This window comes from Arthrobacter sp. efr-133-R2A-63, assembly GCF_030209795.1.
In the GTDB taxonomy this organism is placed as follows: domain Bacteria; phylum Actinomycetota; class Actinomycetes; order Actinomycetales; family Micrococcaceae; genus Arthrobacter; species Arthrobacter bambusae_A.
Genome location: NZ_JARVRG010000010.1, coordinates 47446 through 70157, shown reverse-complemented (window position 1 = coordinate 70157; position 22712 = coordinate 47446). Strand labels below are relative to the sequence as shown.

Below are 22712 nucleotides of genomic sequence, written 5' to 3'. Positions count from 1 at the left end.
AATTCTAGTGCGGTTAAAAAGACAGGTGGAGCGGGCCATACGGCCCGCTCCACCCGTTCAGAACGTGTTATTACTCTGCAGCTGCAGCAGCAACGATGTTCACTACGCGACGGCCACGGCGAGTACCGAACTCAACCGCACCTGCCTGCAGGGCGAACAGGGTGTCGTCGCCACCGCGGCCGACACCGGCGCCCGGGTGGAAGTGGGTGCCGCGCTGGCGGACGATGATTTCGCCTGCGGAAACGACCTGGCCGCCGAAGCGCTTCACGCCGAGGTACTGGGCGTTGGAGTCACGACCGTTGCGAGTGGAGCTCGCGCCTTTTTTATGTGCCATTTGAAATGCCTGCCTTTAAAGTCTGGGGAATCTGTTGAAAACCTGAACAGCAACCAGTGGTTACTTGATACCGGTGATCTTGATCTTGGTCAGTTCTTGACGGTGACCCTGGCGCTTCTTGTAGCCGGTCTTGTTCTTGAACTTCTGGATGACGATCTTCGGACCACGGAGGTCTTCGAGGATCTCAGCCGTAACCTTGACCTTGGCCAGATCCGCAGCAGCGGAGGTGACCTTGTCACCGTCCACCAGGAGCAGTGCGGGCAGCTCAAGGGTGCTGCCGGCTCCACCGGGGACGCGGTTCAGGGTTACGTAGTCTCCAACGGAAACCTTTTCTTGGCGGCCGCCTGCGCGGACAATCGCGTACACCACTTGGGCACTCACTTCTCTCGACGTTTATTACTAAATTTGCGTGCGGAACCCCGATCCGAAAACGGGCCTGGTTCACGCTGTGCCTCAACGCCGTGGACTCCGTTACGGAATCCATGAGTCATCCCTCGAACAAATCCACGTGAAATGTCAATTCCACATGAAAGGTCTCTAGGGGCATAACCCAAGTGTTGGCGTAAGCACCGAAGATCTAGATTACGCTAGTTTCGCCTTCGGCTGCAAATGAGGCCAGGTCCGGAGGCCGCCACGTGATGGCTGCCACAGACTGGCTATGCCGCCATCCGGTACCGTGCCCGTCCACCTTACCCTGCCGACCGGGAAAATCCCGGATCCTCACGCCGACACGCTGCGGCGTCCGACGGAATGGCCCCGCCATCCCGTCCTTCCACACCAGGAAACGGGTTCAGCCATGCAGCCTTGGGGCATCAAAGAACGCAGTTTCATAGCGGCAGGATTCGGAGAATACCTCCATCATGGCCGTGCGCTCGGCAGGAGAAGCGGCCCGTGCGGCGGCATCCGTGATGTCGATCGCCTTGCGGGTGGCCTCGGCGAACGCCTCGTCCGCGTAAGTACGCAGCCAGTCCGCATATGGGTGCTCGTCCGACGCTCCGGCCTGAAGGTAGCCATGGTGGAGCTGCTGTCCCACCTCGGCGTACAACCAGTAGCAGGGCAGCACGGCAGCCAACAGCACGGCATAGCTGCCCGACGCCGACGCCGCGAGCAAGTGGTCCACGTAGGCCTTGGTGACGGGGCCCTGCTTTCCGCTTACCTGCCGTCCGCTGAGCCACTTCCGATGGAGCTCGGACTCGACTTCAAGGCACATCTGCGAGCCGCGGGCCCAGAACAGCTGTTCGTTTTCGCTGGGGGCAAGGGCGCTTGCCCTGGCCAGGACCCTCGAATAGCCGTTGAGATAGATGGCATCCTGGGACAGGTAGTAGCTGAACTGCGCTTCGCCGAGGCCACCGGTTTGCAAGTGCTGGATGAAGTCCAGGCCATAAATGGCCGCAAGTTCCGTTTGGGCGGCGTCCCACATCCGGACGGCGAAATCCCCTGGCTGCAGCTCTTGCTGGAGCACGTGGAAATGATGGATCGGCCCGTTGCCCTTCCCCACTTCCAGCACCTCGGACTGGGTCAGGGCCTCCTGTAGCCAAGGCTTGACCGCGCGCAGTGCAGATTCCCAATCGCCGAGCCGCGCCTTGGCCGTCGCCATCGCCGACGACAGGGAACATCCCGTGCCGTGGCTGTTGCGGGTCTCCACACGTTGGCCGGCGAATTCCACCACGTCCTGGCTCAGGACTCCCCCGGTGTTGACCAGGGCATCGGGGCAGCCCGCTCCCTGCAGATGGCCGCCCTTCACCAGGACGGTGTTTCCGCAGGCAGCTGCCAGTCGCTTGCCCTGCTCCAGCGCCGATGCCCAGTCAGTCGCCTCAGCTTCGCCAAGCAGCATGGCCAATTCGGGAAGGTTGGGGGTCACCAAGTCGGCGAGGGGCAGCAGCTCCCGCAGTGCGGTTTCAGCGGATTCCGCGAGGAGCCGGTCTCCACTGGTGGCGATCATCACCGGATCCAGCACGACGACGGCGGGACGCGCCCCGCCGAGCCAGCGGCGGACTTCGTGGATGACCGCCGCGTCCCCGAGCATGCCGATTTTGACGGCATCGACCGTGATGTCGTCGCTGATGGCATCCAATTGCTGGCGCAGGAACTCCACGGGAGGCACATGGACGGCAGTGACTCCTTGCGTGTTTTGTACGGTGAGCGCCGTGATGACGGCCATGCCGTAGCCGCCGTTGGCCGCAATGCTCTTCAGGTCGGCTTGGATCCCGGCACCACCCGAGGGATCCGAGCCGGCGATGCTGAGGACCCTGGGGATATGGTTCTGGACAGCCTTGAGCGGGTAGACGGCCGATTGCGCCGAAACAGTCATGCGAGACATCCCTTCGCCGGTGCTAACCGGACAGGTTCAACGGGTTTGGTCTCAGCCGGCTTGGTGCGCGGCACCCCGTGTCAGTCCCCTAGCTTAACCCGGATCACACCCCGCCCGCTGAAATCGCCCAATGCAACCGGGGCGTGCGGGGGCCAGGTGAAACAGCCGGAAACGCAGAAGTCCCGGCCGTTTCCACGAGAGTGGAACGGCCGGGGCCCCTGCAGGGTATTGCGCCTAGAGCTGGGACTTGGGCACGCCGACTCCGAGAATGATCGGTTCCGCTGCCGGCGTCGACTTGGCCGGTGCAGCGTCCGGTGCCTTGGCCTCGTGCGCTGCCCCGCCGGAGGCAGCCACAGCGACCTCGTGGTGCTCCACGTTGGTGGCGTTGGCTGCACCCTGGGCACGGCTGGCACTGCGGTTGCGGCGGCCTCGGCGTCCACGCGAGCCCGAGTCCGGGGATTCACCGCTCGCAACGCCCGCGCGGGCCTCTGCCGGGGATTCCTGGGCTTCCGCGGCTGCCGGGACCGTGCCGGGCGCCTCCCCTAGTCCCGCGAACGCCTGAGCCAACAGATCCAGGCTCATCGCAGGGGCGCCGCTCGCTGGCTCTTCCTCGTGGTGGACGAAGGGCAGGGCCACTTCCTCGCCGCCGAACCGCAGCACAGGCTTCGAACGCTCCTCGCCACCCGATGCAGCGGCAGGAGCCGGGGCGGCCGGGGTTGCGGGAGTTGCTTCGGCTACGTGCCCGTCAGCGAGCAATTCCGCCGCGTGGTGGAGCTCGTCGTCGTGCAGGTGGGCAGCGTGGGCTGCCGCCGCGATGGTGGCAAGTGCGGCGCGGGTGGCTGCCTGCCGGTTCGGATCGGTGGATTCGACCGTGTGGACCGGCGCCGGAGGCGTGACCGGGAGTTCGGCAGTTCCCTGGCCGGCGCCCCTGCCGCGGCGGCGCTTGCGCTGCTCCGGGCGGACGGCCGGCTGTGACTCAGTGCGTGGGTGGTGGTGTTCAGCTGCCACCACGTTGGCCCGACGGTGCTCGACAGGCTCGTCGTGCGTGACGATTCCGCGCCCTGCGCATGTCTCGCACTGCTCGCCGAAGACCTCGAGCAGCCCGGTGCCCATGCGCTTGCGGGTCATCTGGACCAAGCCAAGCGACGTCACTTCGGCGACCTGGTGCTTGGTGCGGTCCCGGCCGAGGCACTCGACGAGGCGACGCAATACGAGGTCGCGGTTGGATTCAAGGACCATGTCGATGAAGTCGATGACGATGATTCCGCCGATGTCGCGCAAGCGCAGCTGGCGCACCACTTCCTCGGCAGCCTCAAGGTTGTTCTTGGTGACGGTTTCCTCGAGGTTGCCACCGCTGCCGGTGAACTTCCCGGTGTTGACGTCCACAACGGTCATGGCCTCGGTGCGGTCGATCACGAGCGAACCGCCGGAGGGCAGGAAGACCTTGCGTTCCAGCGCCTTGTGGATCTGTTCGTCCACGCGCCATGCCGAGAAAATGTCCTGGTCCGAGGTCCACTTCTCAAGGCGTCCCACCAGATCCGGCGCCACGTACGTGACATAGGCCTCGATGGTGTCCCAGGCTTCGTCGCCGGAGACGATCAGCTTGGAGAAGTCCTCGTTGAAGACGTCGCGGACAACCTTGATGGTGAGGTCCGGTTCGCCGTACAGGAGCTCCGGGGCCAGGATCTTGGTGGACGTGGACTGGCTTTCGATGCCTTCCCACTGGGCCCGCAAGCGGTTGATATCGTGCGTCAGCTCTTCCTCGGATGCACCCTCGGCGGCCGTGCGGACAATGACGCCCGCGTTCTCCGGGAGGCGATCCTTGAGGATCTTCTTCAGGCGGTTGCGCTCGACGTCGGGCAGCTTGCGGGAAATTCCCGTCATTGACCCGCCCGGCACGTACACGAGGTAGCGGCCGGGAAGGGAAATCTGGCTCGTCAGGCGCGCGCCCTTGTGGCCCACGGGGTCCTTGGTCACCTGGACCAGCACGGAATCGCCTGATTTCAGCGCGTTTTCAATGCGGCGCGGTTTGCCTTCCAGGGTGACGGCATCCCAGTTGACTTCGCCGGCGTAGAGCACTGCGTTGCGGCCGCGTCCGATATCGACGAATGCCGCTTCCATCGACGGCAGCACGTTCTGGACCTTGCCCAGGTAGACGTTGCCGATGAGGGAGTCCTGCTGTGTCTTCGACACGAAGTGCTCCGCGAGCACGCCGTCTTCGAGGACACCAATCTGGATCCTGTCGTCGCGCTGGCGAACGATCATCTGGCGGTCGACGGACTCACGGCGGGCCAGGAATTCGGCCTCGGTGATGACCTGGCGGCGGCGGCCGGTCTCGCGGGACTCGCGGCGGCGCTGCTTCTTGGCTTCAAGGCGGGTGGAGCCCTTGACGCTCGTGACGCGGTCCGAGCTGCTGGTGGACTCAACATGCGGGCGCGGAGCGCGGACACGGGTGACCGTGTTGGGGGGATCGTCGTCTCCCCCACCTGTCAGTTCCAGGTCCTGATCGCCACGGCGACGGCGCCGGCGACGGCGGGAAGTCACGCCTTCTTCGAGGACATCCTCGGTACCGGCTTCTGCCTCGTCCTCGGATTCCGCGGCGGTTTCTTCTCCCGCGGCTTCATCACGCTCGGTGCCCCGGCGTCCACGACGGCCCCGGCTGCGACGCCGACGGCGGCTTCCGGATTCGTCCAGTTCGTTGTCCTCGGAGACTTCCTCGGCCTCGGCCCGCGGTTCTTCTTCGACGACGGCCGGACGGGCGACTGCGCTCAAGTCCGGCGCCTGGAAGATCATGGACGTAACGGAGCCGGGTTCCAGGAACAGCGAAGCGATCGGACTTGCGGATTCCGCCTCGACGGCCGGCTCCCCAGCGGTTTCCTCACTTGCTTCCTCGGGCACAACCTCCGCAACCGGAGCTTCGACCACTGCTTCTTCGGCAACGGGCTCGGTGCTCTTGGCTTTCGTGGTACGACGACGACGGGCCGGCTTTTCCGGTGCGGCTTCGGCCTCTGCGGCTACTTCAGGTACGACGACGGCAGCATCCGGTGCCTCGCCGCCACCGGTGGAAGCGTCTTCGGCGAAACCAGGCAACGGTTCCGGAGTTTCGACCTTCTTGCGAGACCTGCTGCGCCGGACAGGGGCCTTGGGCTCAACGGTGTCCGCCGACTCGGCGAGCGGCTCAACGGTGGCTGCGGCAGCTCCGGCGTCGGGGGTTGCGTCCGCAGCGAGCGGCTCAACGGTGGCGGCAGCTCCGACGTCGGGGGTTGCGTCCGCAGCGACCGTCTTCGGTGCCGCCTTGCGGCGGGTGCGGGTGACCTTCTTGGGTGCTTCAGTGGTCTCGGCGGACGCCGCATCTTCGGCGGCGGCTACAACTTGCTCATTATCCATATGTGGCAACACTCCTGCCCTTGCGCAACCGCCACATCCGGTGCCCAGAGGGGCAATATTGTCAAAACCCGCAGGCGTTGACAGAAGTCAGTAGTGTTCTTTCCGGTTCGCACCAGCATGGGGGTGCGGCATCCACGGAAAGCCGGCTTCGCTCCAAACCCGTTGTTCTAAAAACACAACCAGGTGCCGTCCATTGCCACTGCGGCGCTTCCGGGGATCATTGGATCCTGGGCATGCCCTGCATATGACTGGCGGTCTTGGGAACAAGATACCGGACCGGATTCCGCATGTGGATCGGCTTCCGGCCATGTTCATTCTCTCACACGCCCGCACTCCCGGCAGGAAGCACGCCCTGAAACCTTCCGTGCCGTCGCCCTCGCTGGACGCGCCCTCCAGCCGGCGCGGCTAGAATCCTCCCAAGAGCACTCCCCGGTTCCGCGCCGGGCCTCCCAGAAAAGGACAGCCAACCATGCCGAGCCCCGCCAGCCCGAACCTGGCCAACAACGATGCCCGATCCCTCCGGCAGGAGAACGCGAAAACCCCTGCAGGGAAGAACGCCGCGGACTCCGCATTTCCGCGCATGGTCCGCGACCGCCCCTTTGCGTGGCTATTGCTCGCCACCGGCGCCATCGCGTGGCTTGCATCCGGGGCGCTCGTGCTGGAAAAGCTGCAGGTCCTCATCGACCCGAACCACGTAACGGCCTGCGACCTCAATCCGTGGGTATCGTGCGGCAGCGTCATGAAGACACCGCAGAGTTCGGTTTTCGGTTTCCCCAATATGTTCATCGGCATTGTCGCCTTCGCCGTGATCATCACCACGGCCATGGCAATCTTTGCGGGGGCCAAGTTCGCCCGCTGGTACTGGATCGGACTCCAGACCGGCGTCACACTGGGCTTCATCTTCATCGTCTGGCTATGGTCCCAGGCACTGTATGTCATTCACATCCTGTGCCCGTTCTGCATGGTGGTGTGGGCATGCATGATCCCGCTCTTCGTCTTCGTGACCATCAGGAACGTGGCGCACGGGGTCATTCCAGCGCCGGCAGGCCTGGCGAAGATCCTCGCCGAATCCGGTTGGATCATTTCCGCGCTGCTCTACGTTGCCGTGATCGCGAGCATTTTCTTTTCCTTCATCAATGTCTTCATCGGCACTTCGGGTTACTGAGCACTTATCCCTTAACTAACGCGGGGTCACTTACGGCCCATTCCGGACCTCCGGATGGACCGTAAGTGACCCCGCGTTGTTCGTTGGCGTGGTGGGAAACTACGCGCCGAACCAGATCTTGATCTCGCGCTCGGCGGAATCCACCGAATCGGAACCGTGGACCAGGTTCTGCTGCACAGCCAGGCCCCAGTCACGGCCGAAGTCGCCACGGATGGTGCCGGGCGCCGCCGTCGTCGGGTCCGTGGTTCCCGCAAGGGAACGGAAGCCTTCGATCACGCGGTGACCCTCGAAGATGGCGGCGACAACCGGGCCGCTGAGCATGAATTCGACCAGCGGCTCGTAGAACGGCTTGCCCAGGTGCTCTTCGTAGTGCTGCTCCAGCAGATCGCGGGTGGCGTTGACCTTCTTCAATTCGACCAGGGAGTATCCCTTGGACTCGATGCGGGCGAGGATGTTGCCGCTCAAGTTGCGGGCGACGCCGTCGGGCTTGATCAGTACAAGGGTGCGCTCAATGCTCACGGTTGCTCCAATGTTGGATGTGTGGGTTTCCCAGCCAGTTTACGGGGTTTCGCTCAGGCGGATTGCCCGGCGGAGTCTTCCCCGTGCGAAGCGTCCCATTCGGCTTGCTCACGATCACGCTGGGCATTCTCGCGGTCGATCCTCATCCCGGCACGGATGCCGTACCACCAGCAGGCGGCGAAGAGGACTCCCACCACGAACATCGTGGGCTCGACGAAGCCGGAGAGAATCAAGACCAGCTGCATTACCCAGCCGAGGCCGATGCCCCACGGCCTGCTGAGCACGGCACACGCCAGGATCAGCACGACGCTCAGGGTGATGCCGAAGCCCAGCACCAGCGCCGGCTCTCCACGTTTCAGTCCGAAGACAGCCAAGGTGGCGAAGAACGCGACGAAGGCCTCCAAAAGCAGCACGGTCGAGGCGAACATCACCTTGGTGGAGCGGCGCTTCTTGGGCATCCCGGGCCGCCATTCACGCTGGGCTTTGGTGAGTTTGGCCATGCTCAGGAACCTACCTTCCCGAGGAGCATGCGGGCTTCCGCCACCACGGTGATGGAACCCGTGACGAGCACGCCGCCGGCCAAATCATCATTGGCTTCGGCACGCTCCACGGCCCACTCGATCGCGTCATCCAGCTTCTCGGCAATGTGGACGTTGTCCGCTCCGAAGCCAAGGTCGACGGCGAGATCGGCCAGCTGCGCGGCCGGGATCGCCCGCGGCGAGCTGGACTGCGTGAAACAGAACTCTTCTGCCAGTCCGCCCAGGGATTCCTTGAGCTGCCGCAGGATTTCTTCCGCGTCCTTTTCCTTCAGGACCCCGAGGACCACCACGAGTTTGCTGAAGCTGAAGGCCTCTTCGATTGCCTCGGCAGAGACGCGGATGCCGTCAGGGTTGTGGGCGGCATCCACGATGATCGTAGGAGCGGTGCGCACCACCTCAAGACGGCCGGGCGAGGTGACGTTTCCGAAAGCCTCGCGCAGGACGTCGCCGTCGAGTTCCTTCTCGCCTCCGCCGAAGAAGGCCTCCAGTGCCGCGACGGCGACTGCCGCGTTCTCGGCCTGGTGGGCGCCGTGCAACGGCAGCAGCAGGTCCTCATAGCGGCCCGCGAGCCCCTGGATGGTGAGCACTTGGCCCCCGACGGCGACGCTACGGGACTCGACCCCGAACTCGACACCTTCGAAGCGGAACGGCACCCCCACCTCGCGCGCCTTCTCCAGGAGCACCTGGGCGGCGTCCACGGGCTGGGCCGCGCTGATCAGGAAGCCGCCGGGCTTGATGATTCCGGCCTTCTCGTGGGCGATGTCCTCGGTGGTGTCGCCGAGGAGATCCGTGTGGTCGAGCGAAATCGGCGTCACCACGGAAACCTGTCCGTCGCCCACATTCGTGGCATCGGTGATGCCGCCCAGGCCCACCTCGATGACAGCGACATTGACAGGCTGGTCAGCGAAGACCGCGAAGCCCAGGATGGTCAGGCACTCGAAGTACGTGAGCCGGGGCTGGCCGTCGGCCTCGAGTTCCTTGTCCACGATTTCGAGGTACGGACGGATCTCGTCCCAGATCCGGACAAAGGTCTCGTCCGAAACCGGCTCGCCGTCGATGCTGATGCGCTCGGTGACCTTGGACAGGTGCGGACTCGTGTAGCGGCCCGTGCTCAAGCCGTGGGCACGAAGCCCCGCCTCGATCATGCGGGCGGTGGACGTCTTGCCATTGGTGCCCGTGATGTGGATGATCGGGAACGCCTTGTTGGGCTCCCCCAGTACATCCATGGCCCGGTACAGGGGCGCCAGGCGCGGCTCCATTTTGTTTTCCGGGGCGCGGCCGAGGAGTTCGGCGTAGACGCTTTCTACGGAGAATTCGTCGCTCATGTACTAGGCCTCGATCCTGGTAACGGTGATCTGCGGCTCGGCGGCGTCGCCGGAGACGACGGGGTCGAGCTTGAGGGACAGGGTTTCGGTCTTGACCAGCTCTTCATTGGCGCGCAAGGCATCAACGACGTCGTGGACGGCCAGGACCGTGGTGTGGATGCGGTCGCTGACATTAAGTCCTGCGTCCTTGCGGGCCTGCTGGATGGCGCGGACCATGTCCCGGGCCAGCCCTTCGGCAGCCAATTCCGGAGTCACCTCGGTGTTCAGGACCACGAAGCCACCCCCCGGAAGGACAGCGACGGCCGCGGAGGAACCGTCAGCGGATTCCGCGACGACGGTCTCGAGCGTGTACTCCTGCGGTTCCAGCTCGAGGCCTCCTGCCGTGACCACTCCTGCATCGGAAACAGACCAGTCGCCGGACTTGGAACCCTTGATGGCCTGCTGGACGTTCTTGCCCAGCCGCGGACCTGCCGCGCGGGCATTGACCACGAGTTTCTGCTCGATACCGAATTCCTCCGGCGACGCTGTAGCCGCGTCGAGGAGGCGGACGGACCGCAGGTTCAGTTCATCCGCGACGACGGCGGCGAACCCTTCCAGCGCATCGGCACCGGGTGCCACCACCGTGAGTTCCTGCAGCGGCAGGCGAACGCGAAGGTTGGCGGCCTTGCGCAGGCTGGAACCGGTGGAGCAGATCTGCTGGACCCGGTCCATGGCCTCGACGAGTTCCGGATTTGCCGGGAACAACGAGGCCTCGGGCCAGTCAGCCAGATGCACGGAACGCCCTCCGGTCAGGCCACGCCAGATCTCCTCGGAAACCAGGGGAAGCAACGATGCCGAGACACGGCAGACTGCCTCGAGTGCCGTGTAGAGGGCGTCGAAGGCGTCGGTGTTCTCGTCGAAGAAGCGCTGCCGGCTGCGGCGCACGTACCAGTTGGTGAGCATGTCCAAGTAGCTGCGCAGTTCATCGCAAGCCCCGGAAATGTCGTATGCGTCCAGGCTGGAGGTGATGTTGCGGACGAGGTCGCCGGTGTTTGCCAGCAAGTACTGGTCCATTGTGTCCGTGTAGCCGTCGTAGCGCAGCTTGGCGTCATAACCGGCGGCTGTCCCATCCACTGCGTGGGAAGCGTTCGTGTACAGCGTGAAGAAGCTGTAGACATTCCACAGCGGCAGGATGACTTGGCGGACGCCGTCGCGGATTCCCTGTTCGGTGACCACGAGGTTGCCGCCACGCAGGATGGGACTGGACATCAGGAACCAGCGCATGGCGTCGGAGCCGTCGCGGTCAAGGACCTCGGAAACGTCCGGGTAGTTGCGCAGGCTCTTGGACATCTTCTGTCCGTCGGAGCCCAGCACGATGCCGTGGCTGATCACATTGCGGAAGGCCGGCCGGTCGAAGAGCGCCGTGGACAGGATGTGCAGCATGTAGAACCAGCCGCGGGTCTGCCCGATGTACTCGACGATGAAGTCGGCAGGGTTGTGGGTCTCGAACCATTCCTCGTTCTGGAACGGATAGTGCACCTGGCCGTAGGGCATGGAACCCGAGTCGAACCAGACGTCCAGGACGTCCTCCACCCGGCGCATGGTGGACTGGCCCTCTTCAGGAGCGCGCGGGTCGTCAGGGTTGGGCCGGGTCAGTTCGTCGATGAACGGGCGGTGCAGGTCAACCTGGCCGTCGTTGTTCACCGGCAGGCGGCCGAAATCGGCCTCCATCTCGGCGAGGGAGCCGTAAACGTCCGTGCGCGGGTACTCGGGGTCATCGGACTGCCACACCGGGATGGGCGAGCCCCAGTAGCGGTTGCGGCTGATGGACCAGTCACGGGCGTTGGCCAGCCACTTGCCGAACTGTCCGTCCTTGACGTTGCCGGGGATCCAGTTGATCTCCTGGTTCAGTTCGGACATCCGGTCCTTGAACTTGGTGACCTCCACATACCACGAGGACACGGCGCGGTAGATCAAAGGGTTGCGGCAACGCCAGCAATGCGGGTAGCTGTGCTCGTAGCTGGCCTGTCGAACCAAACGCCCGCCGGAACGCAGTGCCTGCGTGATCGGCTTGTTGGCATCGAACACCTGCAGCCCGGAGATTTCGGCGAGGGGTCCGTGCGCGAACAGGTGGAGGAACTTGGCGCCTTCGTCGACGGAAAGGACCACGGGGATACCGGCGTCCTCACAGACTTTCTGGTCGTCTTCACCGTAGGCCGGGGCCTGGTGGACGATGCCCGTACCGTCCGTGGTGGTGACGTAGTCCGCCACGAGGAAACGCCAGCCGTTCTGGGTGCCGTATTTCTCGGTGTCGGAGAAGTAGTCCCACAGCGGCTCGTACTCCAGTCCGGCCAACTCGGTGCCCGTGTAACTGGCCGTGACGGCAGAAAGTGCGGCGGCGCCGTCGTCGTACCCCAGGTCCTTCGCGTAGCTGCCGAGCAGATCGGCGGCCAGCAGGAAGCTGCCCGTCACCGGAGCCTCCGCGGAGGCGGCCTTGATCCCGTTGGGACCGGCAGGAACCACCGCGTAAGAGATGTCCGGCCCGACGGCGAGCGCCAGGTTGGTGGGCAGGGTCCAGGGGGTCGTGGTCCACGCGAGCGCCTGCACGCCGGCCAGGGACTTGGAGAGCTCGGTCTCCCCTGCCTTGATGGGGAAGGTCACCGTGACGGTCTGGTCCTGGCGGTTCTTGTAGACGTCGTCATCCATGCGCAGCTCATGGTTGGACAGCGGCGTCTCGTCCTTCCAGCAGTACGGCAGGACGCGGTACCCGTTGTAGGTGAGGCCCTTCTCGTGGAGCTGCTTGAAGGCCCACAGGACAGACTCCATGTACTCGACGTTGAGGGTCTTGTAGTCGTTGTCGAAGTCCACCCAGCGTGCCTGCCGCGTGACGTAGCTCTTCCATTCGTCCGCGTATTTCATGACGGAGGCACGGCAGGCGTCGTTGAACTTGTCGATGCCCATCGCTTCGATCTGGGTCTTGTCCGTCATGCCCAGTTGCTTCATTGCTTCGAGTTCAGCGGGCAGGCCGTGGGTATCCCAACCGAAGCGCCGCTCCACGCGCTTGCCGCGCTGGGTCTGGTAGCGGCCCACCAGATCCTTGGCGTAGCCGGTCAGGAGGTGGCCGTAGTGGGGCAGCCCGTTGGCGAAAGGAGGACCGTCGTAGAAGACGAACTCGTTGCTGCCGGGGTGCCCGCCGGGCAGATCGGCGCTGCGGTTGTCGATGCTGGCTTGGAAGGTGCCGTCTTCATCCCAGTACTTGAGGATGCGCTCTTCGATCTCCGGGAACTTCACGGAGGCGGACACCCCTCGTGAGGTGCCGGACGGAGTTGTGGAGGCCTTGGGGTAATACGTCATCTCTTCATCCTGGGTTGAGCCGGTGAACACAAAGTTTCATTCAGGATGCGAGGACGGCGCCAGCTGCGTTGTTTCCAACAGCGCCGGTACCGCGGTACCACCTCACTTACCGCCGCTGGTGCTGCCCCCTGTGAAGGGGAGCCGTTCCGGCGTCGGCCGCTCATTGCTGCTGTGACGGGCTTACCCGTCCGGTTCTACTGGCTCCCGTGGTGGCGGGGGTGTTCTTCCGGAAGCTCACCGGTGATGTCCGGGTCAAAGCTTGTGCCACAAGTCTAACGGCAGCGGCGCCGCGAGCTCCACTTGGGTGAAACGCGCGACGCCTCGACCTTAGCCCTTGCGGATCAACTTGTGGGTAGCTGCCTGCGCCACCGGTCGGACGATGATCTCGTCGAGGTTGATGTGGTGCGGGACCGAGACCGCGTACTTGACGACGTCGGCGACGTCCTCGGGCGTGAGCGGCTTCTCGACCCCGGCGTACACCTTCGCCGCCGCAGTGGCATCGCCTAGGCGATTGAGCGCGAACTCCTCTGTGTGGACCAGGCCAGGTGCCACCTCGATCACGCGGATGTTGTTCTCGGCTTCTTCAAGGCGCAGGGCACCGGTCATGGCGTGCTGGGCGAACTTGGCCGCGTTGTACCCGCCGCCGCCCTCGTAGGCCGTGAATCCCGCGGTAGACGTCAGGTTCAGGACAGTGCCCTCTCCGTTGGCCCGCAGCATCGGGAGGAAGGCCCGGGTCAACTTCAGGGTGCCGAGCACGTTGACTTGGTACATCCAGTCCCAGTCTTCGGTCTGCGCATTGGCCAGGGTGTCAGCGCCCCGTGCGCCGCCCGCGATGTTGATGAGCGTGTCCGCTCCCCCTGCCTCGGTGACGGCGGAGAGCAAGGCCGCGACGTCGTCGTCGTTGGTGATGTCCGCGGCGAACGGCACAGCGCCGCTCTCGGCGCCGAGTGCCTCGAGCCGCTCCGCACGGCGGGCGACAGCGAATACCTTCCATCCATCGGCGGCCAGGGCCCGCACTGTGGCCTCGCCGATTCCGGTGCTCGCGCCGGTCACCACTGCGGTCTTTGTCTGTACTTCCTCAGTCATGGCACCACCCTAACGCGGTTCACCCGGAGAAACCGCACGGCCCAGGATGTGGGCGATCGACGGCGACAGCGGCCCCGCAGAGAAGCCGAAACGCTCATGGTGCACCATCTGGAAGCCAGCGGCGCCGATCGCCTCGAGGGTGTTGCGGTTGGGATGGCAGCCTCCGGCCATATGCTGCCAGGCCGGAGTGAGCACGTCTTCGACTGCCGCGATAAACCGCTTGTCCGAGCGCACGTGCTCGTAGAACGCCAAGGTTCCGCCGGGACCCAGCACCCGGCGGATTTCCGCCAACGCCGCCGCCTGGTCGGCGACGCTGCAGAGGACAAGACTGACGACGACGGCGTCCGCCCCGCCGTCGTCCGCCGGAATGTTTTCGGCGGTTCCAGGAACAACCGTGACCGGCACCGGAGCGGCCTGCGCCTTGGCTCCGGCAAGCTCCCTGAGGTAGTCATCAGGTTCAACCGCGAGGACGCTTTCCACAGTGGCTGGGTACAGGCCGAACGACGAGCCCTCGCCGGCGCCGACCTCGATGACGCGGCCACGCAGCCCGGCGAGCAAGGTCCGCCGGTGCTCTGTGCCCCCGCGGAGGTTTATCGCCGGAACCGCCCGGGCATAGGCCCGCGCAAACCGCGGACGCTGCGGCGTCATGCCTCCGCCCCGGCACCCAGCAGGAACTCCAGCAGAACGCGGGCGTGGTTCACTTCGGGATCCCTGGCGCCATAGAGCAGCGTCACACGCTTTTTCCCGGCAGCCAACCCCAGCAACTGCTCCACGGCGGAATTCTGTTCCAGCTCGGCGAGGTATGCACGGCGGAAGTCCCCGAATCGCTCCTGCATATGAGCAAACTCGGTGCGCAGCGGCGGCGAGGGCGCTATTTCCTTGAGCCAGAGATCCAGGTGGGCCCGTTCTTTGGATACCCCTCGCGGCCAGAGCCGGTCCACCAGAACCCGGCAGCCGTCGTCGTCGCTTGCTTCGTCATAGATGCGCTTGATGGCCAAAACATCCTTGAGTTCCGTCATGGCCCGCATGCTACGGCACGTCCGCGTGCCACGGAACAAAGGGCGCCATGAAACAATTGGCCCATGGCTGAATCAACGCAGGGTACAGACACGCCCGCCACCGCCCCCATCAACGTTCCCGACAAGCCGGCCCTTGAAGGCCTCGAGGCTGCCCTGACGCGGCGCTGGCTGGACGAAGGAACCTACAAGTTCAACCCGGACACCACCCGGGAGCAGGTCTACTCGATCGACACTCCCCCGCCCACCGCATCCGGTTCGCTCCACGTGGGCCACATGTTCTCGTTCACGCAGACGGATGTCCAGGCCCGCTACATGCGCATGACCGGCAAGAACGTCTTCTACCCGATGGGCTGGGACGACAACGGGCTCCCCACTGAGCGCCGCGTGCAGAACTACTACGGCGTCCGCTGCGATCCCGCCATCCCCTACAACGCCGGCTACCGCCCGCCGGCACAGCCGGCGAAGAACCAGCGCGATTTCGACGTCGTCTCGCGCCGGAACTTCATCGAGCTCTGCGAGGAACTCGCCGTCGAGGACGAGAAGGTCTTCGAGAACCTGTTCCAGACCCTCGGCCTGTCCGTTGACTGGGACCTCACGTACCGCACGATCGACGACACCTCCCGTGCGGTGTCCCAGCGCGCCTTCATCGCGAACCTGAACGCCGGGGATGCCTACATGGCCGAGGCCCCCACCCTGTGGGACGTGACGTTCCGTACCGCCGTCGCCCAGGCCGAGCTGGAGGACCGCGACGTTGCCGGCGCGTACTACCGCTACCCCTTCTTCACCGCCGACGGCGAGAAGATCTACATCGAGACAACGCGTCCTGAACTGCTCGCCGCGTGCGCGGCGCTGGTGGCAAACCCCGACGACGAGCGCTACCAGCCGCTGTTCGGCAAGACCGTCAGGTCCCCCCTGTTCGACGTCGAGCTCGAGGTCAAAGCCCACCCGCTCGCCAAGGCGGACAAGGGCTCCGGCATCGCCATGGTCTGTACCTTCGGCGACCTGACCGACGTCACCTGGTGGCGCGAGCTGCAGTTGCCCACCCGTGCCATCATGGGCCGCGACGGACGCATCATCGCGGAAACCCCTGAGTGGATCACCACCGACGCCGGCAAGGAAGCCTACGCGGCAATTGCCGGCAAGACCGCGTTCTCCGCCAAGGAAACAGTGGTGGAGCTGCTCATTGCCGCAGATCTGCTGGATGGCGAACCCAAGAAGATCACGCACCCCGTGAACTTCTTCGAGAAGGGCGACAAGCCCCTTGAGGTTGTCACGTCGCGCCAGTGGTACATCCGCAATGGCGGGCGTGACGAGGACCGCCGCGAACGGTTGATCGCGCGCGGACACGAGATCGAGTTCCACCCGTCCTTCATGCGTTCCCGCTACGAGAACTGGATCTCCGGGCTCAACGGCGATTGGCTCGTTTCGCGCCAGCGCTTCTTCGGTGTGCCGATTCCCGTCTGGTACCCGCTGGATGCGCAGGGCAACCCGGACTACGAAAACCCGATCCTGCCGTCCGACGAATCCTTGCCCGTAGACCCCGCGGCGGACGCGGCACCCGGCTTCGACGAGTCCCAGCGCGAGCAGCCCAACGGCTTCATCGGCGACGCCGATGTCCTGGACACCTGGGCCACGTCGTCGCTGACTCCGCAGATCGTGGGCGGCTGGAGCCGTGACGAGGAACTATTCAGCAAGGTCTACCCCTTTGACCTCCGCCCCCAGGGCCACGACATCATCCGCACCTGGCTCTTCTCCTCGGCTGTCCGGGCAGATGCCCTGCAGGACAGCGCTCCCTGGAAGCACGCAGCCATCTCGGGCTGGATCCTGGACCCGGACCGCAAGAAGATGTCCAAGTCCAAGGGCAACGTGGTTGTTCCCACCGACGTCCTGAACGAATTCGGCTCGGACGCCGTCCGTTACTGGGCCGCCTCGGCCAAGCTCGGTGCGGACACGGCGTACGAGATCGCCCAGATGAAGATCGGCCGCCGCCTGGCCATCAAGTTGCTCAACGCCTCCAAGTTCGTGTTGAACCTGGGCGCCACGGAGAACTCGGTGGTCGGCTCGGACCTGTCCGTCCTGAGCAACCCCCTGGACCGTGCACTTTTGGCGCAGCTGGCCGACGTCGTGGCCCAGTCCACCAAGGCGTTCGACAACTACGACTACGCCCGCGCCCTGCAGATCACGGAATCGTTCTTCTGGCAGTTCACGGACGACTACGTGGAGCTCATCAAGGACCGTGCCTACGGTGCGGCCGGCGAGGCTGAGCAGGCCTCCGTGCTTGCTGCCCTCGCCACCGCACTGGATGCGCTATTGCGCCTCTTCGCGCCGTTCCTCCCCTTCGCCACCGAAGAGGTCTGGAGCTGGTGGCGCACGGGTTCAGTCCACCGCGCGCCATGGCCGGCAGCCGTGGAAATCGTCGACGGCGACACCACGATGCTGGGCACCGTCGGCATCGCGCTGAGCGGCATCCGCAAGGCCAAGTCCGAAGCCAAAGTCAAGCAGCGCACCGAGGTTCTCTCCGCCACCATCAGCGCAACCGAGTCGTTCGTTGCACAACTGGAAGCCGGACTGGGAGACCTGAAGGCCGCGGCCAACGCACAGGAGATCTCACTGGTTGCAGGGGACGGCGAACTCACGGTGAGCGACGTTGTCCTGGCACCTGCCGAGGAGCCCGCGCAAGCGTAGTCCGTAAGGTGCCCGGGCGTTCCCGGGCAAAGGGGAAGCCCCATCAGCGTTTAGCCGTTGGTGGGGCTTCGACTCTTCGGCTGCCTGGTGACGTCTTGGCAGTCTGGCGGAATCCTCGGACTTTCAGGTCTTCCTACCTCGTCACTGGTAGCTTGCATCCAACTTTGCCGAAGGCTGCGTCAGATACATATCACTGAATCTCTGGTTTCCGTGTCCCTCTTCTTTCGAAGTGGGTAAGTTCTATTCTTGACCTGCTCCCCAGCAAGCACAAGCCCTCTTCAGGAACTACTGGTATGTAATTCGGGGCTTCGTGGCGGGCGTCCGGGGTTCTGGGCATGGGTGCTTTGTGGCACAGTGTTGCTATGCCAGAACTTCCCGAGGTGGCCGGGTTGACTGCCTTCCTGGGCAGGAATCTTCTCGGTGCCGAACTGACGAAGATTCAGATCACTTCCTTTGCCGTGCTGAAGACGGCCGATCCCCCATACTCAGCCCTGGAGGGTCGAAAGATCGTCGGGGTGGAACGCTTCGGCAAGTTCGTCAGTCTCGACGCCGACGGCATCCATTTCATCTTCCATCTCGCCAAAGCCGGGTGGCTGCGCTACACGGAACAGCCATCGCAAGCCCAGCTACGGATGGGCGGCAGCAATATCGCCGCGAGGCTCGGCTTCACCAAGAGCGACGGCTCGACGCCCGTCGGTGTTGACCTGACGGAGGCGGGAACGAAGAAGAGCCTGGCCATCTACGTGGTCCTCGACCCCTTGGACGTTCCCGGGATCGCGACGCTAGGCCCGGACCCGCTCGGCCCCGAATTCACCGAAGAAACACTGGCCGGAATCCTTGCCGCAAGCCCGCACCAGATCAAGGGGCTCCTCCGGAGCCAAAGTGTCATTGCGGGCATCGGCAATGCCTACAGTGACGAAATCCTTCACGCCGCGAAGATTTCACCGTTCGCGATCGCCAAGTCGCTGGACCAGGACGCAACTCATGTCCTCTATGAGTCCATCGAAAGCATCCTGGGCGCGGCCGTCACCGCCGCAGTGGGGAAAGCCTCCAGCGAACTCAAGGACACGAAGCGCAGCACCATGCGGGTCCACGGCAGGGCAGGGCAGCCCTGCCCGGTGTGTGGAACCACGATCCGCGAGGTGTCCTTTGCCGACACGGCTTTGCAGTACTGCCCTGTCTGCCAAACGAACGGAAAAATCCTCGCGGACCGCAGAACCTCGCGATTCCTGAAGTAGCCTGTGCCTCGAAGGACGGCCGAGGGTACTTGAATTCAGAAGCGTTGACTTCCCGCTAGTTGAATTCGGGGCTTTCCGTGCGGCTTCGCTTCAACTCGAAGAAGTGCGGGTAGCCGGCCAGGGTGACGGTGGCGTCCCAGATCAAGCCGGCTTCCTCGCCACGGGGAATACGGGTGAGGACCGGGCCGAAGAAGGCCGTGCCGTTGACGGCGACCACCGGCGTGCCGACGTCCTGGCCCACCAGGGAGATTCCCGCTTCGTGGCTGGCACGCAACTGGACATCGTATTCCTCGGAATCGGCAAAGCGGGCCAACTCGGCGGGCAAGCCGGTTTCAGCCAGTGCCTTGGAGATGACCTCGGCGAAATCCTTGACGCCTTCGTGGTGGATGAGTGAGCCCATCGCGTCGTACAACGGCTTGATGTACTCATCGCCGTGCAGCTCGCGGGCAGCAATGATGACGCGGACCGGTCCCCAGCCCAGCTTCATCTTCTCGGTGTATTCAGCAGGCAGCTCGCGGCCTTCATTGAGGACGGAGAGACTCATGACGTTCCAGTTGGTCTCGATGCCACGGACGTCTTCGACTTCGCCGATCCAGCGGGAGGTCACCCAGGCAAAGGGGCACATGGGATCGAACCAGAAATCAACCTTGTTGGCGGTCTGCTCGGGCACAGGGAACTCCTTGGGTAGGAAGAAAGGGACGCTGCTGCCGGACGAACGGGTGTCCGGCACCAACCATGCAAACCCCAGGCTAGGCCGACTTATTCCGACGCTTCGCAACGACCTCGTGCGCGATCATGGTGGGCTGGCCCTTCTTGGCCACGGCGTCGGCGGTAATAACAACGCTCGCGATGTCGTCCCTGCTGGGCAGGTCGAACATGACCGGGAGCAGCACTTCCTCCATGATGGCGCGCAGGCCTCGGGCTCCGGTGCCGCGTTCCAAGGCTTGGTCCGCAATCGAGTCAAGGGCATCGTCGTCGAACAACAGCTCCACGCCGTCCAGCTGGAACATCTTCTGGTACTGCTTGATCAGGGCGTTCTTGGGCTTGGAGAGAATCTGGATGAGCGCGGAACGGTCAAGGTTGGACACGGTGGTGATCACGGGCAGGCGCCCGATGAATTCAGGAATGAGCCCGAACTTGAGCAGATCCTCCGGCATCACCTCGCCGTAGCTGTCCGCGTTGTCCTTGACCTCGTTGAGCGGGGCCCCGAAACCAATGCCTTTGCGGCCCGAGCGGGATCCGATGATGTCCTCAAGCCCGGCGAACGCACCGGCCACAATGAACAGCACGTTGGTGGTGTCGATCTGGATGAATTCCTGATGCGGGTGTTTGCGTCCGCCCTGCGGCGGAACAGAAGCCACGGTGCCCTCGAGGATCTTCAGGAGCGCCTGCTGGACGCCTTCGCCGGACACATCGCGCGTGATGGACGGGTTCTCGCTCTTGCGCGAAATCTTGTCGATCTCGTCGATGTAGATGATGCCCTGTTCGGCCTTCTTGACGTCATAGTCCGCGGCCTGGATGAGCTTCAGCAGGATGTTCTCGACGTCTTCGCCGACATATCCGGCCTCAGTCAGGGCCGTGGCATCGGCGACCGCGAAGGGGACGTTAAGACGGCGGGCCAGGGTTTGCGCCAAGTAGGTCTTGCCGCACCCGGTGGGGCCAATCAGCAGGATGTTGGATTTGGCGATCTCCACGTCTTCGTGGTGTCCGCCTTCACCAAGGCCGGTCTTGGGCGCGTGGCCCGCCTGGATGCGCTTGTAGTGGTTGTACACCGCGACGGCGAGGGAGCGCTTCGCAGGTTCCTGGCCGATCACGTACTCCTGGAGGAAATCGAAGATCTCCCTCGGCTTGGGCAACTCGAAGCTGCCAAGATCCGATACTTCCGCGAGTTCCTCTTCGATGATCTCGTTGCAGAGTTCGATGCACTCGTCGCAGATGTACACGCCGGGCCCGGCAATCAGCTTCCGCACCTGCTTCTGGCTCTTTCCGCAGAAAGAACACTTCAGCAGATCCGTGCTCTCGCCAATCCGAGCCATGTGGGAATCCCTTCGTTTCATGCGGGTGGTGCAGCCCCGTACCTATCTGCCAAGAACGGAAGATCGCAGCGGGGGCGCCACCATGACAACTTCCACTGTAGGTCACAATGGGCTGCTTGGGTTGAAACAGAACGCCGATGCGGCCCATATTTCCTGAACCGCACCGGCGTCGAGTTTTAGCCAGCTACCTGGCGATCGCCTGGGGCTTGATCTTGCGGGAATCGAGCACCTGGTCGATCAATCCATAGTCCATCGCCTCAGCGGCGGTGAGGATCTTGTCGCGCTCGATGTCATTGTTGACCTGCTCCGAGGTCCGGCCCGAGTGGTGGGCCAGCGTGTCCTCGAGCCACGTGCGCATGCGCATCACTTCGGCCGCCTGGATCTCAAGGTCCGAAGCCTGTCCACCCTGGCCGCCCGACAGGGCCGGCTGGTGGATCAGGACGCGGGCGTTCGGCAAAGCGAGGCGCTTACCGGGAGTGCCGGCTGCGAGCAGCACTGCTGCGGCGCTGGCGGCCTGGCCCAGGCAAACGGTCTGGATCTCGGGACGGATGTACTGCATGGTGTCGTAGATAGCCGTCATGGCCGTGAACGAACCGCCCGGGGAGTTGATGTACAACGTGATGTCGCGGTCCGGGTCCGTGGACTCGAGAACGAGCAGCTGGGCCATGATGTCGTCAGCCGAAGCGTCGTCAACCTGGACACCGAGGAAGATGATGCGGTCCTCGAAGAGCTTCGTGTACGGGTCCTGGCGCTTGAAGCCGTAGGGCGTGCGCTCCTCGAACTGCGGGAGGACGTAACGGCTGGACGGGAGATTACCGGCAGACCATCCAAAGTTGTAGTTCATTTTATTGCTCCTGATCTGAATGTTTCTTGGTGCCGGTTACTTCTCGGAGGTCGACGGGGTCTCGGAATTCGAGGAATTCGCCGTCCCGCCGCCGCCGGCGACCGATCCCGCGTGGGCAGAGATCTTGTCGAAGAAGCCGTAAGCGAGAGCCTCGGTTGCCGTGAACCACTTGTCGCGGTCGTTGTCCTTGAGGATGGTCTCCACAGTCTGTCCGGTCTGTTCGGCTGTCAGCTCGGCCATGACCTTCTTCATGTGCAGGATCAGCTCCGCCTGGATCTTGATGTCCGACGCCGTTCCACCGATGCCGCCGGAAGGCTGGTGCATCAGGATGCGTGCGTTCGGAGTGGCGTAGCGCTTGCCCTTGGTGCCCGAGGAAAGGAGGAACTGGCCCATGGAGGCCGCCAGCCCTGTGGCAACGGTCACGACGTCGTTCGGAATGAACTGCATCGTGTCGTAGATGGCCATGCCGGCAGTCACCGAGCCGCCGGGCGAGTTGATGTACAGGTAGATGTCCTTCTCCGGGTCTTCAGCGGAGAGGAGGAGGAGCTGGGAGCAGATCGCGTTGGCGTTTTCATCCCGGACTTCGGATCCGAGCCAGATGATGCGCTCTTTCAGCAGGCGGTTGTAGATGTAGTTGTCCTGGGCCGCTGGATCGACGGTTGCCATCCTGGGCGCCTCTGCGTGCTGTGACATAAGTACTTACCTCTCGCTGGTGACAGGGCCATTGCTGAACTTGCCATCCCTGATCTTCACTACTTGGACACTAACCGTTTTCCACGGCGATTTGTTCTCCCGAATCGCACTGTTCGCTGACGGCGCACGATTGCCGAAGAGCTCGCTTTCAATGCTCACCGGGCTTAAACCAAGCCGCCCCCGGATCAAGGATCCGGG

18 protein-coding genes and 1 riboswitch are annotated in these 22712 nt (G+C 63.9%); of the genes, 3 read left to right on the top strand and 15 right to left on the bottom strand.

Going from position 1 to position 22712, the window contains the following annotated elements:
* Positions 1-70 precede the first annotated feature (70 nt).
* The 4 genes from rpmA to QRN45_RS05480 form a co-directional block, all read right to left on the bottom strand.
* Positions 71-334 carry a 50S ribosomal protein L27 gene (gene rpmA, locus QRN45_RS05495; protein ID WP_003803426.1) on the bottom strand — a complete coding sequence of 88 codons (264 nt, stop codon included), beginning with the start codon at positions 332-334 and terminating at the stop codon, positions 71-73.
* Between the two features lie 60 nt (positions 335-394).
* A complete protein-coding gene (gene rplU, locus QRN45_RS05490) occupies positions 395-703 on the bottom strand; it encodes a 50S ribosomal protein L21 (RefSeq protein ID WP_028267456.1) in 309 nt (102 codons plus the stop codon).
* A 421-nt stretch (positions 704-1124) separates the two neighbouring features.
* The gene (gene thiD, locus QRN45_RS05485) at positions 1125-2645 is read right to left on the bottom strand and encodes a bifunctional hydroxymethylpyrimidine kinase/phosphomethylpyrimidine kinase (protein ID WP_284762596.1); all 1521 of its coding nucleotides are present in this window, start codon (positions 2643-2645) and stop codon (positions 1125-1127) included.
* Positions 2637-2733, bottom strand: a riboswitch (TPP riboswitch). (Overlaps the previous gene by 9 nt.)
* Before the next feature lie 146 nt (positions 2734-2879).
* Entirely contained in the window at positions 2880-6032 is a 3153-nt protein-coding gene (locus QRN45_RS05480) for an Rne/Rng family ribonuclease (RefSeq protein ID WP_284762595.1), read from the bottom strand.
* A gap of 469 nt (positions 6033-6501) precedes the next feature.
* Here QRN45_RS05480 and QRN45_RS05475 point away from each other — a divergent pair, with 469 nt between their 5' ends.
* Positions 6502-7197, top strand: coding sequence for a vitamin K epoxide reductase family protein (locus tag QRN45_RS05475; protein WP_284762594.1), 696 nt, complete (start codon positions 6502-6504; stop codon positions 7195-7197).
* 99 nt (positions 7198-7296) lie between these two features.
* Here the strand turns inward: QRN45_RS05475 and ndk are convergent, their stop codons facing one another.
* The 7 genes from ndk to QRN45_RS05440 form a co-directional block, all read right to left on the bottom strand.
* The gene (gene ndk, locus QRN45_RS05470; protein WP_284762593.1) at positions 7297-7716 is read right to left on the bottom strand and encodes a nucleoside-diphosphate kinase; all 420 of its coding nucleotides are present in this window, start codon (positions 7714-7716) and stop codon (positions 7297-7299) included.
* 53 nt (positions 7717-7769) lie between these two features.
* Positions 7770-8216 (bottom strand): DUF4233 domain-containing protein, encoded by a 447-nt coding sequence (locus QRN45_RS05465; RefSeq protein ID WP_078108679.1) that lies wholly within the window; start codon positions 8214-8216, stop codon positions 7770-7772.
* A gap of 2 nt (positions 8217-8218) precedes the next feature.
* The gene (locus QRN45_RS05460) at positions 8219-9580 is read right to left on the bottom strand and encodes a bifunctional folylpolyglutamate synthase/dihydrofolate synthase (RefSeq protein WP_284762592.1); all 1362 of its coding nucleotides are present in this window, start codon (positions 9578-9580) and stop codon (positions 8219-8221) included.
* Positions 9581-9583: 3 nt separating this feature from the next.
* Positions 9584-12913 (bottom strand): isoleucine--tRNA ligase, encoded by a 3330-nt coding sequence (gene ileS, locus QRN45_RS05455; protein WP_284762591.1) that lies wholly within the window; start codon positions 12911-12913, stop codon positions 9584-9586.
* 327 nt (positions 12914-13240) lie between these two features.
* Positions 13241-13999, bottom strand: a complete 759-nt coding sequence (locus tag QRN45_RS05450; RefSeq protein ID WP_241709868.1) for an SDR family oxidoreductase — start codon at positions 13997-13999, stop codon at positions 13241-13243.
* Positions 14000-14008: 9 nt separating this feature from the next.
* A complete protein-coding gene (locus QRN45_RS05445; RefSeq protein ID WP_284762590.1) occupies positions 14009-14647 on the bottom strand; it encodes a class I SAM-dependent methyltransferase in 639 nt (212 codons plus the stop codon).
* On the bottom strand, positions 14644-15018 hold the full coding sequence (locus tag QRN45_RS05440; RefSeq protein ID WP_284762589.1) for a DUF488 domain-containing protein: 375 nt from the start codon (positions 15016-15018) through the stop codon (positions 14644-14646). Before QRN45_RS05440 ends, QRN45_RS05445 begins: the two co-directional genes overlap by 4 nt.
* 63 nt (positions 15019-15081) lie before the next feature.
* Here QRN45_RS05440 and valS point away from each other — a divergent pair, with 63 nt between their 5' ends.
* Together valS and QRN45_RS05430 are read left to right on the top strand one after the other, a co-directional pair.
* Positions 15082-17703 (top strand): valine--tRNA ligase, encoded by a 2622-nt coding sequence (gene valS / locus QRN45_RS05435; RefSeq protein WP_264636518.1) that lies wholly within the window; start codon positions 15082-15084, stop codon positions 17701-17703.
* Between the two features lie 362 nt (positions 17704-18065).
* Positions 18066-18941, top strand: a complete 876-nt coding sequence (locus QRN45_RS05430; RefSeq protein ID WP_284762588.1) for an Fpg/Nei family DNA glycosylase — start codon at positions 18066-18068, stop codon at positions 18939-18941.
* Positions 18942-18996: 55 nt separating this feature from the next.
* Here the strand turns inward: QRN45_RS05430 and QRN45_RS05425 are convergent, their stop codons facing one another.
* The 4 genes from QRN45_RS05425 to QRN45_RS05410 all read right to left on the bottom strand — a co-directional run bounded on the left by QRN45_RS05425 (position 18997) and on the right by QRN45_RS05410 (position 22487).
* On the bottom strand, positions 18997-19611 hold the full coding sequence (locus QRN45_RS05425; protein ID WP_350309755.1) for a mycothiol-dependent nitroreductase Rv2466c family protein: 615 nt from the start codon (positions 19609-19611) through the stop codon (positions 18997-18999).
* 79 nt (positions 19612-19690) lie between these two features.
* Positions 19691-20977 carry an ATP-dependent Clp protease ATP-binding subunit ClpX gene (gene clpX / locus QRN45_RS05420; protein WP_078108672.1) on the bottom strand — a complete coding sequence of 429 codons (1287 nt, stop codon included), beginning with the start codon at positions 20975-20977 and terminating at the stop codon, positions 19691-19693.
* A gap of 184 nt (positions 20978-21161) precedes the next feature.
* Positions 21162-21821 (bottom strand): ATP-dependent Clp protease proteolytic subunit, encoded by a 660-nt coding sequence (locus QRN45_RS05415; protein ID WP_078108671.1) that lies wholly within the window; start codon positions 21819-21821, stop codon positions 21162-21164.
* A 36-nt stretch (positions 21822-21857) separates the two neighbouring features.
* Positions 21858-22487 carry an ATP-dependent Clp protease proteolytic subunit gene (locus tag QRN45_RS05410; protein WP_078108670.1) on the bottom strand — a complete coding sequence of 210 codons (630 nt, stop codon included), beginning with the start codon at positions 22485-22487 and terminating at the stop codon, positions 21858-21860.
* Positions 22488-22712: the final 225 nt, after the last annotated feature.

Bases quoted from the DNA above. Each gene is read 5' to 3' on its own strand.
- QRN45_RS05460 (WP_284762592.1), bottom strand. From the start codon at position 9,580: ATGAGCGACGAATTCTCCGTAGAAAGCGTCTACGCCGAACTCCTCGGC.
- QRN45_RS05450 (WP_241709868.1), bottom strand. From the start codon at position 13,999: ATGACTGAGGAAGTACAGACAAAGACCGCAGTGGTGACCGGCGCGAGC.
- QRN45_RS05465 (WP_078108679.1), bottom strand. From the start codon at position 8,216: ATGGCCAAACTCACCAAAGCCCAGCGTGAATGGCGGCCCGGGATGCCC.
- QRN45_RS05415 (WP_078108671.1), bottom strand. From the start codon at position 21,821: ATGAACTACAACTTTGGATGGTCTGCCGGTAATCTCCCGTCCAGCCGT.
- thiD (WP_284762596.1), bottom strand. From the start codon at position 2,645: ATGACTGTTTCGGCGCAATCGGCCGTCTACCCGCTCAAGGCTGTCCAG.
- QRN45_RS05410 (WP_078108670.1), bottom strand. From the start codon at position 22,487: ATGGCAACCGTCGATCCAGCGGCCCAGGACAACTACATCTACAACCGC.
- QRN45_RS05445 (WP_284762590.1), bottom strand. From the start codon at position 14,647: ATGACGCCGCAGCGTCCGCGGTTTGCGCGGGCCTATGCCCGGGCGGTT.
- ileS (WP_284762591.1), bottom strand. From the start codon at position 12,913: ATGACGTATTACCCCAAGGCCTCCACAACTCCGTCCGGCACCTCACGA.
- QRN45_RS05430 (WP_284762588.1), top strand. From the start codon at position 18,066: ATGCCAGAACTTCCCGAGGTGGCCGGGTTGACTGCCTTCCTGGGCAGG.
- QRN45_RS05480 (WP_284762595.1), bottom strand. From the start codon at position 6,032: ATGGATAATGAGCAAGTTGTAGCCGCCGCCGAAGATGCGGCGTCCGCC.
- QRN45_RS05440 (WP_284762589.1), bottom strand. From the start codon at position 15,018: ATGACGGAACTCAAGGATGTTTTGGCCATCAAGCGCATCTATGACGAA.
- QRN45_RS05475 (WP_284762594.1), top strand. From the start codon at position 6,502: ATGCCGAGCCCCGCCAGCCCGAACCTGGCCAACAACGATGCCCGATCC.
- valS (WP_264636518.1), top strand. From the start codon at position 15,082: ATGGCTGAATCAACGCAGGGTACAGACACGCCCGCCACCGCCCCCATC.
- rpmA (WP_003803426.1), bottom strand. From the start codon at position 334: ATGGCACATAAAAAAGGCGCGAGCTCCACTCGCAACGGTCGTGACTCC.
- clpX (WP_078108672.1), bottom strand. From the start codon at position 20,977: ATGGCTCGGATTGGCGAGAGCACGGATCTGCTGAAGTGTTCTTTCTGC.